Below are 13,918 nucleotides of genomic sequence, written 5' to 3' on the forward strand. Positions count from 1 at the left end.
TGGCGGCGGGTGGGTCGGGGTCAAGCACCGCTGCGGCGGGCCAGCCGCTGCTGGAGCAGGACGGCGGCCACGATGATCGCGCCCTTGGCGACGGCCTGGGCGGAGATGGAGAGGTTGTTGAGGGTGAACACGTTCGACAGCGTCGTGAAGATCAGGACGCCGAACACGGTGCCCGCGATCGTGCCGCGACCGCCGGACAACAGGGTGCCGCCGATCACCACCGCCGCGATGGCGTCGAGCTCGTAGAGCCCGCCGTGGGTGGAGCTGCCGGTGGTGGTGCGCGCGACGAGCATGACCGCGGCGATCCCGCAGCACACGCCCAGCAGCGTGTAGAGCAGCACGGTGTGCCGCCGCACGTCGATGCCGGCCAGCCGCGCGGCCTCGGGATTGCCGCCCACGGCGAAGGTGCGGCGGCCGAACGTGGTGCGGTTGAGCACCACCCACCCCACGACCGCCACCAGCGCGAAGATCACCACCAGCACCGGCACGCCGAGCACCGACGCGTCGAAGAACGCGGAGAAGCCCGGCACGTCCACGATCTGGGTCTTGCGGTTGGAGATGATCTCGGCCAGGCCGCGGGCGGCGGCGAGCATCGCCAGCGTCGCGATGAACGCCACGATCCGCCCGTAGGCGATGAGCAGGCCGTTGACCACGCCGCAGCCACCGCCCACGGCGAGCGCGGCGAGCACGACGACCAGCCAGTGGCTGTCGTTGGCCATCGCCTGGGTGGCGAGGGTCGTGGCCCAGACCGAGGACAGCGCGACGATCGCGCCGACGGACAGGTCGATGCCGCCGCCGGTGATCACGAACGTCATGCCGACGCTGACCACGCCGATCACCGACGCCAGGCGCAGGATGGTGAGCACGTTGTCGACGTCGGCGAACCGGTCGCCCGCGGTGGCGACGCCGACCAGGCACAGCAGCACCAGGGCGACGACGAGGCCGGTGTTGCGGCCGGCCGCGGACCCGAGCAGCGCGGTGACGCCGCCCTTCGCGCGGTCCGCGGTCGGCGGCCTGACCGCGGTGGTGTTCTCGCTCATGCGGCGGTTCCTTCCATGACCAGGTCGAGGACCCGGGATTCGTCGATCTCGTCGGCCGGTCCTTCGTGGACGACCCGGCCTTCGCGCACCACCAGCACCCGGTCGGCGAGGCCGAGCACCTCTTCGACCTCGCTGGACACGACCAGCACGGCCACGCCCCGGGCGGCCAGGTCGCGGATCAGCTCGTAGATCTCGCTGCGCGCCCCGACGTCCACGCCCCGGGTCGGCTCGTCGAGCAGCAGCACCCGGCACTCGCGCAGCAGCCACCGCGCCAGCACGACCTTCTGCTGGTTGCCGCCCGACAGGGTGCGCACCGCCCGGTCCACGCCCGGCGGGCGGACGTCCAGCGCCGTGGTCAGCTCCCGGGCACGCGCGCGCTCCGCGCCGTTGTCGAGGAAGCCGAAGCGGGAGAACGCCGACAGCGTGGACACCGTGATGTTGCGGTAGACGGCCTGGTCCAGCAGCAGGCCCTGGCTCTTGCGCTCCTCCGGGCACAGCCCGACACCCGCGCGCACGGCCGCGCCCACGCTCCCCCGGCGCAGCCGCCTGCCGTCCACCTCGACGGTGCCGGCCGTGGGCTTGCGCGCGCCGTAGACGGCTTCCAGGATCTCCGACCGCCCCGACCCGACGAGGCCGGCGAGCCCGACCACCTCGCCCGCGTGGACGGTGAGGTCCACGCCGGCGAACCGCTCCCCCGCCGCCAGCCCGCGCACCACCAGCACCTCGGGCGCGGCCGGGTCGACCGGGTCGCGCGGCGGGAACGCGTACTCCACGTCTCGGCCGGTCATGAGCCTGATCAGGTCGGCGGTGCGGGTCTCGCGGGCGGGCAGGCCGGTGGCCACCGTGCGGCCGTCCTTGAGCACGGTCACCCGGTCGCCGATCTCGCGGATCTCCTCCATCCGGTGCGAGATGTAGACGATCGCCACGCCCTGCGCGGTCAGCTCGCGGATGACCCTGAAGAGCCTCCGCACCTCGTCCTGGTCGAGCACCGCAGACGGCTCGTCCATGATCAGCAGCTGCCCGTCGCGGGACAGGGCGCGCGCCATGCTGACGATCTGCTGGTTCGCCGCGGACAGCCGGCCGACGTCGCGGTCCGGCGGGATGTCCGGGTGGCCGAGCCGGTCGAGCAGGGCCCGGGTGCGGCGGTGGACCTCGGCGCGGCGGGTGAAGCCGGCCGTGGACAGCTCGTGGCCGAGGAAGACGTTGTCGGCGACGGACAGCCCGGCCACCAGGTCCAGTTCCTGGTAGATGGCGGCCACGCCGCTGCGCATCGCGGCGGTCGGGTTGTCGAACGACACGACCTCGCCCCGCCACCGGATCTCGCCCTCGTCCGGGCGGTGCGCGCCAGCCAGCACCTTGATCAGCGTCGACTTGCCGGCGCCGTTCTGGCCGAGCAGGCAGTGCACCTCGCCGGCGCGCACGTCGAAGTCGACCCCACCCAGGGCCGTCACGCCGGGGAAGCGCTTCACCACGCCCCGGACGGACAGCAGCGGGGCTGTCGTGGCCGTCATACGGTTTCCTCCTGTGCCAGGTGCTTGTCGACCGGCTCGACGAGAACGGGGTCCCGGAAGACGCGGTCGAGGATCTGCGAGGCCCCGCCGCGCACGGGGCCGGAGAAGCCCAGGGGCGAGAACGCGACCCGCGTGCCGCCGATGTCCCGGGCGAAGACGTGGCCGCGCAGGTCCTCGCGCAGGGAGCCGGCGATCCACGGCCGCAGCGCGGCGAAGTAGCCGCCGAGGACGAGCAGGTGCGGGTTGAAGGCGTTGACCAGGATGCCCGCGCCGATGGTGAGCCACCGGTCGATGTCGGCGATGGCGGCCAGCACCCGCGCGTCGCCCGCCGCGGCCCGCTCGCCGATGTCGGCCAGCCGGCGTTCCAGCCCGGGCAGCGGGTCGTGCTCCGGATCGTGCGCCGACGTGCTCCCCGACTCGTGCTCCGGAGCGGCGGCGAGCAGCGCGTTGAGGCCGACGGCGGCCTCCCAGCAGCCCGTGCGGCCGCACGCGCACGGCGGGCCGTCGTCGCGCACGCGCATGTGCCCGACCTCGCCCGCGAACCCCTGCGCGCCGCGCAGCAGCCGCCCGCCCACCACGATGCCGCTGCCGACGCCGGCCGCCGCGGTGAGCAGGATGAGGTCGCCGCCGCGGTCCAGGCCCTGCGCCTCGACCTCGGCCAGCGCCGCGAGGTTGGCCTCGTTGTCCAGCAGCACCGGGTACGGCGGCTCGCCGAGCAACCTGCTGATCTCGGCGACCACCGGGATGTCGGTCCACCCCAGGTTGGGCGCCGCGCGCACCACCCCGGTGTCGGCCTCGACCAGGCCGGGCACGGCGATGGCGACGCCGACCGGCCGGGCCGCGACGCCGACCAGCGCGGAGTCCAGCAGCCGTCCCAGCCTGGCCAGCACCAGCGCCGGTTCCATCGCGGTGGTGTCCAGCGCGATCCGCTGCCGCGCCACGACCTGGCCGCGCAGGTTGAGCGCGAGCACCGACAGGTAGCCGACGTTGACCTCGGCCCCGACCGCGACGACGTGCTCGCCGTCGAGCCGGATGATCTGGCCCGGCCGCCCGACGGTGGCCCGCTCGGTCTCCCCCTCGCCCACCAGGCCGCGTTCGACGAGCTCGGCGACCAGGCTGGAGACGGTGGCCTTGTTCAGCCCCGTCTCCCCGGCGAGCCGGGCCCGCGACCGCGGACCGTGGTCGCGCAGGTGCGACAGCACGACGGAGAGGTTGTGCCGGCGGACCGTGGCCTGGTCCGCGGTCGATCCGCCCGTGCGCGGGCGAGCCGGCCCGTTCCTCATGGCACTCCTCGGGTTCTCGGGCGGGTGGGGCGGGGCGCGACACCGCGAGAGGGGTCGGTCGAGCGGGTGAGGCCCGGACGGGCCTCACCCGCGACCGTCAGACGTGCTGCCAGCAGCCGTCGTCGCGTCCCGGACGCGGCGTGTACCGGCCGGTGGCCTCGACGTTGCCCGCCACGTCGATCGAGCGGTACTCCAGGTACTCCTTGCCGTTGGGGCGGAGGTGGATCTCCCCACCCCGGTGGACCTGCCACTTCCCACCGGAGATCCGGTACTCCGTGCGGGCCACGCCCGAGGTGGCGTCGGTGGCGGTGAGCCCCACCCGGGACGCGGACCTGCCCGGCTTGGCCTTCGTGACCGGCGGCGCGGTGTCCACCTCCACCTCGACCGACTGCTCGGCGGAGGTGTTGCCCGCCGCGTCGGTCGCCCGCACCGCCACCCGGTGCCTGCCGTCGCCCACGGGCACGACGCCGGTGTAGGGCCGCCACGGGCCGCCGTCGAGCCGGTGCTCCAGCACCGGGCCGCCGGACGTGTCGTCGGTGGCCGTCGCCGAGACCAGCGCCCGCCGTGTCCACCAGCCCTCGGGGCCGGGTGCGTTGTCCACCGCCACGGTGAGCCGCGGCGCGGTGCGGTCGACCTTCACCGTCGTCGACTTCTCCTCGGAGACGTTGCCGGCGGCGTCGGAGGCCCGGAACGCGACCACCCGCTCACCGTCGTCGGCGAACACCAGGGGCGCCGTGTACGCCGCCCAGTCGCCCGTGCCCACCCGGTACTCGACGCGCACCGGTCCCGGCTGGTCGTCGGTCGCGGTGGCGGTGAGGGTCACCGGACCCGTCCACCACCCGCCCGTGCCCGGCGACGCCGGGTCGCCGACCACCGACAGCACCGGGGCGGTGCGGTCCGTGGTCACCCGGAAGTGCCCGAACCTCGCGGGCTTCGAGGCGGTCTGACCGCCGCCGATGGCGAACAGCCCGATCCGCGCTCCGGCCAGGTCCTCGTTGACCACGGGTTCCAGCGACGTCCAGGCCTGCCCGTCCGCGCTGTAGGAGCCGGTGTAGGTGGAGCCGGACTTGGCCAGCCGCAGGTGCCAGACACCCCCGGTGAGGCCGTTGACGCCGGGCTGCGGTTGGCCCACCACGTCGCCGCTCTCCGTCCGCAGCTCCACGCCGCGCTGGACGGGCGTGCCCGCCTCGTTGGTGGCGATGTGGTCGAGCTTCACGTAGTTCGCGTCGTCCGCGTAGGCGATCAGGCCGGCCTGCTGGTAGCGCTCGTCGAGCGCCGACGCGTCCACCTCCGTCTCGATCACCCAGTCGCCCTCGGGGGCGCGCTGGAGGATGAAGTTGGCCGGGTCGTCGGCCGAGCCGCCGTAGATGTCGCCGGCGCTGGTGTCGATGCGCAGGCTCCCGTCGGCCACGCCGTAGTGGGCCGGGTCGGGTCGGACGACCGCGTTCCAGCGGCACCCGTCCAGCGCCGTCCCGGCGAAGTCGTCGTCCGGCGCCACCGCCGCGCTGTCGTCGGGGGTGAGGGTGAACCAGTCGAACCCGGCGTCCACCACCGGGCGGTCACCGCCGCCGCCGACGAGCGAGAGCAGGCCGATCTTCGGGTTCACCAGGCCCGCCAGCGCCTTGGTCTGCGGCATGTCGGTGAACGTCTGCCCGTCACCGCTGTAGGACGCGGTGAGGTTCTGCCCGTCGCTGGTGAAGCGGACCCACACCGTGTCGGGGAACCCGGCGCCCAGCGCCGCCGTGTTGGACTCGCCGACCTCGTTGGGCTGCCCGGCCTCCTCGCGGATGAACTGGAAGATCCGGCTCGCCGCGTCATCGGTGTCCGACCGGCCTTCGAGCACCATCTTCGCGTAGTTGTCGTCGTCGCCGTAGATCACCAGACCGGCCTGCTGGTAGGCGCGCCGCACCGGCACGCGCACCTTGGCCGTGGCCTGGAACGGCCCGGACGGCAGGTCCTGGAGGACGATGTTGGGCGTGGTGTTGGTGGTGCCGTAGATGTCGGACGGCGCGGTCGGCAGCACCAGGTGGCCGTCGCGCACGGCGAGGTCCTGGTTCTCCCGCACCACGGTGGTCCACCGGTTTCGGTCGAGCGCGCCGCCGAGGAAGTCGTCCGAGCGGCCCGAGAAGCAGGTGACGTCGGGCGCGCGGACGGTGATCGGGATGGTCTTCGTCCCGCTCGCGCCCCGCGCGTCGGTCGCGGTGACCTTGGCGTTGAAGGTGCCCGGCGCGGTGTAGGTGTGGCTGACCGACGCGCCCGTGGCGGTGCCGCCGTCGCCGAACACCCAGGTGTAGCCGATCGGGGTGTCGCCGTCCGGGTCGGTGGCCGACGCGGTGAAGTCGACCTTCAGCGGCGAGGTGCCCGTGGTCGTGGTGGCCGCCGCCTCGATCGCGGGCCGCTGGTTGTGCGTCACGCCGCGACCGGCGAACTCCAGCCAGTTCACGTTGGCCAGGTAGCCGGTCGTCGTGCTGCCCTCGGGCCTGCGGGTGACGAAGTACAGCTCGGCGGAGGCCGGGACGTCGTCGACGAGCTCGGCGGTGGCGGTGGTCCAGTTCTGCCAGCCGCCCGTGCCGGCGAAGGTCGCCGTGCCCGCGAGCGGGCCGTCCGGCGCGCCGACGCGGACCTCCAGCCGGCCGCCCTCGGAGCCCGAGGCCACCCGGAACCGCACCTGGTCGATGCCCTCCAGGGTCGCCGGGCGCAGGGAGAACCAGTCGCCGTCGGTGATGAACCCGATGTTCCGGCCGCCGCCGGTGTCGGTGGTGTCCTCCTGCTGCACGCCCGCCGCGTCGTCGCCGACGCCGTCCGCGGTGCGGCCGGTCGCCGTGTGGAACTCGGCTTCCTTGTGCTTGGGTTGCAGCACCAGGATCGACTCGCCGGTCAGCGGGGACGCGCCGTCGCCGCCCTGGTCCGTGTACTTCGCGGTGAGGACGCCGAAGATGTCCGCGCCCACGTGGCCCTCGTCGCCCGACATCAGCGCCAGGCCCTCGCAGCCGCGGTACTGCTCGTAGCCGTGGGAGTGCTCGTCGTGGCCCAGGGCGGGCTGCACGACGACGTCCTGGCAGTCGACCGCGCCGTCCTCGGCGTCGGTCACCGTGACCCGGTAGGAGACCTGGTCGCCGAAGTCGATGAACCCGCCGTCGGCCGGCGCGGTCAGCGTGACCACGGGAGGTGTGTTGCCGACGACGATGCGCACGTTGGCGACCGCGGACCGGCCGCCCTGGTCGGTGACGGTGAGCCGGGCGGTGTAGTCGCCGTTCGCGGTGTAGGTGTGGGCGGGCGCGGCCTCCGTGCTGTCGGTGGCGCCGTCGCCGTCGAAGTCCCACGCGAACGCCAACGCGTCGCCGTCGGGGTCGCGCGACCCGGCCGAGTCGAACCGCACGGTCAGCGGCGCGTGCCCGGAGGTCTTGTCCGCCTTCGCGGCCGCGACCGGCGCCCGGTCGCCGCGCACGTAGTCGATGCGGTAGACGCCGCTGTCGGCGTTGTTGCCGCCGAAGCCGGAGCCCCACTCGATCAGGTACAGCGAGCCGTCCGGGCCGAACTGCATGGCGTGCGGCCGGTTGAACGCCATCCCCGGCAGCATCCGGCTGATGTCCGCGACGCCCGTGCCCTCGGCGTCGAGCTGCAACGAGAACAACCTGTTGTCGTTCCAGTCGCCCCAGATCGCCTTGCCGTCCCAGTAGGCGGGCCACTTGTGCTCGGCGGTGAGCTCCGGGTCGTACCGGTAGGTGCCGCCCGCCATGGGCGCGCCGCTGCCGCCGATCTCGGGGTTGCCCGTGCTGGTCTTGCCCTGCCAGATCTTGGTGCCGATCGCGGCGGGCAGCTGGGTGATGCCGGTGTTGTTCGGCGAGTTGTTCACCGGGGCGGCGCAGTCGAACTGCGCCCCGGAGGCGCCGGTGGCGAAGTCGTAGTCGATGTACGGGGTGTTGTCACCGACGCAGTACGGCCACCCGTAGAACCCCGGCCGGTCCACCACGTTCCACTCGACGCGGCCGTCCGGACCGCGCTGGGGGTTGGCCTGCCCCGCGTCGGGACCGTAGTCGGCGACCTGCAACTTGTTGGTCAGCGGGTCCAGGCCGATGCGGAACGGGTTGCGGAAGCCCATGGCGAAGATCTCGGGCCGGGTCTTGGCCGTGCCGGCGGGGAACATGTTGCCCGCCGGGACGGTGTAGGTGCCGTCGTCCTGCGGGGTGATGCGCAGGATCTTGCCGTTGAGGTTGTTGCTGTTGGCCGCGGAGCGCTGGGAGTCCCAGGCCGAGCGGCCGGCGGTCTCGTCGAGCGGCGAGTAGCCGTCGGAGGCGAACGGGTTGGTGTTGTCGCCCGTGGTGATGTAGAGGTTGCCGTCGTTGTCGAACTCCAGCGCGCCACCGGCGTGGCAGCACTGGTCGCGCTGGGTCGTGACGGTGAGCAGCACCTTCTCGCTGCCAGCCACGATCGTGTCGCCTTGCAGCGTGAACCGGGAGACCCGGTCGACGGCCTCGGCGCCCGCGGGCGAGTAGTACAGGTAGAGCTGGCTGTTGGTGGCGAAGTCGGGGTCCAGGGCGATGCCGAGGAGGCCGAACTCCTGTCCGGTGTAGACGTTCAGCGTGCCGGCGGTGACGACCGCGCCGTCACGCCGGATGACGCGCACCGCGCCGTTGCGGTCGATGTAGAACACGCGGCCGTCGTCGGCGATCGTGAGTTCCATCGGGTTGGCGGTGGTGTCGTCGAGGGTGACCTTCTCGAAGGCGTTGGTCCGGGTCGCCGAGCAGTCCGCGTCCACGGCGCCCGCCGCGGTCTGGATGCCCTTGAGCAGGTGGTCAAGGAACGCCGGCTCGGCGAAGGACTCGTCGCCGTGGCCCAGGCCCGTGTACCAGGAGCGCCCGCCGTCGTAGTCCTGGCACCAGGCGATCGGGTGGCTCGTCCCCATCGTGCCGCCGCTGTAGCTCGTCTCGTCCAGCTCGGCCAGCACGTGCACGTCGGCGGCGGGGTCGGAGCGGAAGTTGTACCACTCGTCGAAGCGGCGCCAGGACTGCGGCAGGCCCGCCGTGGACGGGTGCGCCGGGTCGGTGACCTTGACGGTCGCGTCCTGCGGCGCGGGGTGGCCGGAGAAGTAGGCGCCCACGAGGTCGCCGTACCAGGCCCAGTCGTACTCGGTGTCGGAGGCGGCGTGCACGCCCGCGTACCCGCCGCCTGCCTTGATGTAGCGCTCGAAGGCGGCCTGCTGGGTGGCGTCGAGGACGTCGCCGGTGGTGGAGAGGAAGACCACGACCTCGTACTGGGCGAGGTTGGCGTCGGTGAACGCGGCGGCGTCGACGGTGTCGTCCACGGTGAAGCCGTGCTCGACGCCGAGCCCGCGGATCGCGGCGACGCCCGCCTCGATCGACGGGTGGTGGAAGCCGGCGGTCTTGCCGAAGACGAGGGCCTTGAACGTCTCGTCGCCGTGGCCCGGGTGCGCCTGGGCCGGTGCGGCCAAGGAGACCAGCGACCCGAGCAACGCGGCCACGACCGCGACGACCGACCACCGCCTCCTGCCGCGTCTGGACGAGCTCACCATTGAGACCTCCAAGCCGATGACCACGGCGAACGGCTGAACGCAGGATTTGTCTGTCGGGTAAACAAACTAATGAGGCGTTTTCCAGGGGGTCAAGGTCGCCGGATGTCCACAACCCGCCAATCCGCGACCTGCCGGAAACCGGTGGATACCGCGTTCGGCGGCTTTACTCCGCCGCTCCGCCACAGCACACTGCGCGCGCACGCGCCCGGTGCCCGCGCGGACATTCGGTGTGCGGACGGGTCGGGCCGAACGCGGGAGCGGTCGTCCGCACGACCCGGGGACGGCCGGCGCGTGTCGCGAGTGGATGGTGGCGTGCGCCCTGTGCACGTTCACAGGCGGTCCGCAGCCGCCACCCGCTCGATGAGTATGACTCATCGGCGTCGCCGAAGGGCTCGATCGGCCGATCGGCGGACTCGACGTCACGCCGGCCGAATCCGGACATTTTCAAGTCGCCGGTCCCGTTCCCTTGACTTCACGGGCTTCGGGACGCTGTCATTGTGTGCCGGGCACGCTCGAGGACCGGTCGGCTCCAGGCGCACGGTGGACGCGGGCCGTCCGGCCGTGCACGCCAAGAGTAAGACGCATCCTCGACCAGTCCCGCCCTTCCCCGACGTCAACACCGGCGTGAGGTGTATCCGGACATGTGCCGCCATGACCACGTTTGAGCAGGTGGAACTGACCATGTCGGCCGTCGTCCAGGACGTGGGCGAGGTGGACCTCGAACCCACGGACTCGACCCGACGGCTGCTGCTGCTCATGCGCACCGGCGCGATCGACGAGGCCATCGCGCGGGAGCTGGGGGTCAGCCTCCGCACCCTGCACCGCCGGATCACGCGCTTGCAGAACCTGCTGGGCGTGCGTTCGCGCTTCCAGCTGGGCGTCATCGCGTGTGAACGCGGTTGGGTGTGACGCGACGTCACGTGATCGTCCACTGAGGACCGCAACCGGTCCGGAGGCGCCGGCCGGGCACCTGTCCGGCCGATTGTGCGGGCGACCGTCACCGGCGTACGGTCCGGTTTGTTGATCGAACCGGTTCGAGATCTAGTCCGCTCAAGCGTTCCGATGCCGACCGCGAGCCTCGGGGGCACCGCGGCGCGTCGAGCGGGGACGAGGAGCGAGCATGGCTCGGGTGCTGGTCCTGACGGCGGACGCCGCCGAGGAACTCGACTCGATGTACCCGGTCTTCCGATTGCGCGAGGGTGGTCACGAGGCGGTCGTGGCCGCTCCGACCACGCGCGCGGTCAAACTGGTGGTCCACGACTTCGAGCCCGGTTGGGACGCCTACACCGAGAAGCCCGGCCGGCTGCTGCCGGTGGACCTGGCGTTCGGCGACGTCGATCCCGAGGAGTACGGCGGGCTGGTGATCCCGGGCGGCCGGGCGCCGGAGTACATCCGGACGGACCCCGACGTGGCCCGCGTCGTCCGCCACTTCTTCGAGCGGGAGCTCCCGGTCGGCACGATCTGCCACGGCCCGCAGGTGCCCGCCGCCCTCGGGCTGCTGAGGGGCCGCAGGACCGCTTCCTTCCCCCCGCTGAGGGCGGACATGGAGCAGGCCGGCGCGACGTTCGTGGACGAGCCGGACGTGGTCGACGGCGCGATGGTGTCGTGCCGCGGCTGGCCCGACCTCCCCCTCTGGTCACGGGCGTTCATGGGAGTGCTGGAGAAGTCGCAGATCCCCGCTTGACGGCCCGCCGCACGTGCGGCGGACCAAGGGGTCACCGGCGGCGCGGCCCCCGGCCGGTCATCGTCCCGTCGCCGGGGCGATGACCGGCCGGGGGCCGTTGCCGTGCCCGGTCAGCCGCGCAGGCTCCACTGCTGGTTGGCGCCGCCGCCGCAGGACCACAGGATGATCTTGGTGCCGTTCGCGGTGGCCGCGCCGTTGGCGTCCAGGCACAGCCCGGACTGCACCCCGGTGATGGTGCCGTTGGCGTTGACGTTCCACTGCTGGTTGGTCTGCCCGTTGCAATCCCAGACCACCACCGCCGTGCCGTTGGCGGTGCCCTGGTTGTTGGCGTCCAGGCACTTGGTCCCGGACACCTGCAACTGCTTGCCCGAGGTGTGGGTGAAGCGCTGGTTCGTGCCGCCGTGGCAGTCCCACAGCTGCGCCTGGGAGCCGTTGGCCGGCGCCGTGCCGGGGATGTCGACGCACCGGCCGGACTGACCGCCGACGATCGTGACGCCCTGCTGCCCACCGCCGCCCTGCCGCCGGGCGATCGACTTCGACTCGGCCGACCGGTTCCCCTGCGCGTCCACCACGTAGAGCCGGTAGTCACCGGACGTGGTCGGCACCTCGATGGTCGTCGCGGCGCCGCTCGCCCTGGTCATCGTCGGGCCGACGGCGAAGGTGGTCGTGCCCTGGGGCGCCAACCAGACCGTCCTGGTCGCGTCGCCGGCGCTCCGGATGGGGATCGAGGAGCTCCCGGCGCCGACGAACGTGCTCGCCGGCAGGACGTGGTCCGGCACCGAGAGGGTGGCCCGCGGGACGATGTCCCGGTAGGCGTCCTCCAGTCCGGAGTTCACGGCGATGCCGTAGGCCGCCGCCGGCCAGACGTAGTCCGAGGAGACGAGGATGTCCTGGACCGTGCTGTTCGGCAGGTTCTTGTTGGACACCTTGTTGATCGGCCCGTAGGTCTGCGTGATGCTCAGGTCGTGCTTGCGCCCGAAGTCGTCGGAGTTGACGAGCCACGTGACGTTCTTGTCCACGCTCAGGACGTTGTCGCGGAACGTGATGTAGGCCGAACCCTCGTCCGGGTGGAGCCCGTACTTGTGGCCGGCCGGGACGCCTTGGAGGTAGTTGTCCGTGATCGTGGTCCCCGGCTGGCTGCCCAGCGTGTAGATGGGGGCCGTGTCGCTGAGGCGCTGCACGGTGTCGATGATGTGGTTGTGGCTGATCGTGTTGTTCTTCGCCGTGGTGGTCGGCCGGTTGGGCGCGATCGAGCCCGACGACCCGTCGAAGTTCCACCAGCCCCAGCCGAGCGTGATGCCCGACCACGGGCTCTTCTCGATCCGGTTGTGCCGCAACGCGAGGCCGTCGACGAAGTAGGCGGAGACGGGGCTATGCCCGTTGAACAGCACCGCGCTGTCGTAAATATAGTTGTTCTTGATCTCGATGTTCTTGGGCAGTCCCTCGACCTGGGCGGAGTACTTCTCCCCGTTGGTCGACGTGTGGTCCCCGATGTAGACGTGCTGGGGGTGGCCCACGGTGATGGCGGAGCCGGCGATGTCGTTGGTGTGGTTCCCGGTCAGCTGCGCGTCCTGCACGTCGTTGACCATGGTGATGCCGTCGACACCGGTGTGCTGGACCCGGTTGCGCTGCAACTGGACGTGGTCGGCGTTCTCGATCTGCACGATGCCGGGCGCGACGTCCACGTTGCGGTAGTGGTAGACGTGGAAGTTGCCCTTGACGTACACGGTGTTGCCGAGGTTGCCCTGCTGGGCCTGCTTGAACGCGGAACCGGCCACGGTGAACAGGTTCCAGTCGGAGTGCTGCACCGTGAGGCCGGTGAACGTGATGTAGCGGGCGTGGTTGGTCGTGGACGTGCCGGCGACCCGGAGCACGGTGGCCACGTTGTTCGGGGCGTGGACCGTCGCCGTGGCCATGTTCTCGGCGTCGGCCTTGTAGTAGTACAGCGTCTTGCTCGTCTTGTCGAAGTAGAACTCGCCGGGCGAGTCGAGGAACTCGTAGGCGTTCATGAACTTGTGGCTGCCGCCGACCTGGTGGTTGCCGTTGAACGCGCCTTGGGCGATGGCCGCGCCCGGTTGCTGGAACAGCGCCACGCGGCCGGTGCCGTCACTGCTCGTGGTGACCTGGCGGACGCCCGCGATGGCCGTCGTCCAGGTCGTGGCGGTCTCGATCTCGATGTCGTCCGCGTTGCGGGAGATGGCGGGCAGGTCGGCCGGGTTGTACTTCGCGCCGTCGCACTGCGAACCCGACTCCTTGGCCCAGGACGCCTGCCCGGCGGTGACGTTGTACGTGCCGTAGCAGCCCTGCGAGTTGATCGTCTTGGTGGCCATGAACGCGCGCTTGTCGTTGACGTAGAGCGACCGCAGCTTGTTCGCGCGGTCGAGCGGGGCCTTCCAGATGTTGCCGGCGTGCTGCGCCCACCCGGTCACCTGCACGCCACCGCTCAGCACCGGCGTCTCGTTCTGGTACGCGGAGTACACGACCCGGTGGCCGTTCGTGCCCGAGTCGGCCGGCGCGAACTCGATGGTGCCGCTCACCGGGTAGTTGCCACCGCGCAGGTACACGTAGATGTCGCCGGTCATGTTCGCGTTCGTCGTGCGGACGACGTCCCGGGCGCGCTGCACGGTCTTGAACGGCGCGGTGATCGTCCCCGGGTTGGCGTCGTTGCCGTCGGGCGCGACGTAGTACGTCGCCTGGGTGGCGGCCGAGGCCTGGAAGTGGTCCGCGAAGGTCGGCAGCAGCGCGGCGGACACGAACACCGCGATCGCCACCAACGATCTCGTGGCGGTACTGGCTGGTTTCACCCTCTTCTCCCTTTCGCTTGGTCCGATCGGACGTGGTCGCCGCGCACGCGCGTCGGATGCGGG

7 protein-coding genes are annotated in these 13,918 nt (G+C 71.7%); 2 read left to right on the plus strand and 5 right to left on the minus strand.

What is annotated here, in order from left to right; all coding sequences use genetic code 11:
• Nucleotides 1–20 precede the first annotated feature (20 nt).
• From ACQPYE_RS24855 to ACQPYE_RS24870, 4 genes are all read right to left on the minus strand, one after another.
• The gene (locus ACQPYE_RS24855; RefSeq protein ID WP_498714790.1) at nt 21–1,040 is read right to left on the minus strand and encodes an ABC transporter permease; all 1,020 of its coding nucleotides are present in this window, start codon (nt 1,038–1,040) and stop codon (nt 21–23) included.
• Nucleotides 1,037–2,551 (minus strand): sugar ABC transporter ATP-binding protein, encoded by a 1,515-nt coding sequence (locus ACQPYE_RS24860; RefSeq protein ID WP_498714791.1) that lies wholly within the window; start codon nt 2,549–2,551, stop codon nt 1,037–1,039. The genes ACQPYE_RS24855 and ACQPYE_RS24860 overlap by 4 nt, the downstream gene beginning before the upstream one ends.
• The gene (locus ACQPYE_RS24865) at nt 2,548–3,834 is read right to left on the minus strand and encodes an ROK family transcriptional regulator (RefSeq protein WP_498714792.1); all 1,287 of its coding nucleotides are present in this window, start codon (nt 3,832–3,834) and stop codon (nt 2,548–2,550) included. Before ACQPYE_RS24865 ends, ACQPYE_RS24860 begins: the two co-directional genes overlap by 4 nt.
• A gap of 97 nt (nt 3,835–3,931) precedes the next feature.
• The gene (locus tag ACQPYE_RS24870; protein ID WP_498714793.1) at nt 3,932–9,364 is read right to left on the minus strand and encodes a ThuA domain-containing protein; all 5,433 of its coding nucleotides are present in this window, start codon (nt 9,362–9,364) and stop codon (nt 3,932–3,934) included.
• Between the two features lie 654 nt (nt 9,365–10,018).
• On the opposite strand from ACQPYE_RS24870, the gene ACQPYE_RS24875 reads away from it, so the two are divergent.
• Both ACQPYE_RS24875 and ACQPYE_RS24880 read left to right on the plus strand, forming a co-directional pair.
• The gene (locus ACQPYE_RS24875) at nt 10,019–10,276 is read left to right on the plus strand and encodes a helix-turn-helix domain-containing protein (RefSeq protein ID WP_498714794.1); all 258 of its coding nucleotides are present in this window, start codon (nt 10,019–10,021) and stop codon (nt 10,274–10,276) included.
• A 211-nt stretch (nt 10,277–10,487) separates the two neighbouring features.
• Entirely contained in the window at nt 10,488–11,051 is a 564-nt protein-coding gene (locus tag ACQPYE_RS24880; protein WP_498714795.1) for a DJ-1/PfpI family protein, read from the plus strand.
• A gap of 110 nt (nt 11,052–11,161) precedes the next feature.
• Here the strand turns inward: ACQPYE_RS24880 and ACQPYE_RS24885 are convergent, their stop codons facing one another.
• Nucleotides 11,162–13,855: an RICIN domain-containing protein gene (locus ACQPYE_RS24885; RefSeq protein WP_498714796.1), complete on the minus strand. Its 2,694-nt coding sequence runs from the start codon at nt 13,853–13,855 to the stop codon at nt 11,162–11,164.
• Nucleotides 13,856–13,918 lie beyond the last annotated feature (63 nt).

This window comes from Actinosynnema sp. CA-299493, from assembly GCF_050946825.1.
Classification (GTDB): Bacteria; Actinomycetota; Actinomycetes; order Mycobacteriales; family Pseudonocardiaceae; genus Actinosynnema.

Coding starts and splice junctions, on each gene's coding strand:
- ACQPYE_RS24860 (WP_498714791.1), bottom strand. CDS start 2,551: ATGACGGCCACGACAGCCCCGCTGCTGTCCGTCCGGGGCGTGGTGAAG.
- ACQPYE_RS24880 (WP_498714795.1), top strand. CDS start 10,488: ATGGCTCGGGTGCTGGTCCTGACGGCGGACGCCGCCGAGGAACTCGAC.
- ACQPYE_RS24875 (WP_498714794.1), top strand. CDS start 10,019: ATGACCACGTTTGAGCAGGTGGAACTGACCATGTCGGCCGTCGTCCAG.
- ACQPYE_RS24865 (WP_498714792.1), bottom strand. CDS start 3,834: ATGAGGAACGGGCCGGCTCGCCCGCGCACGGGCGGATCGACCGCGGAC.
- ACQPYE_RS24855 (WP_498714790.1), bottom strand. CDS start 1,040: ATGAGCGAGAACACCACCGCGGTCAGGCCGCCGACCGCGGACCGCGCG.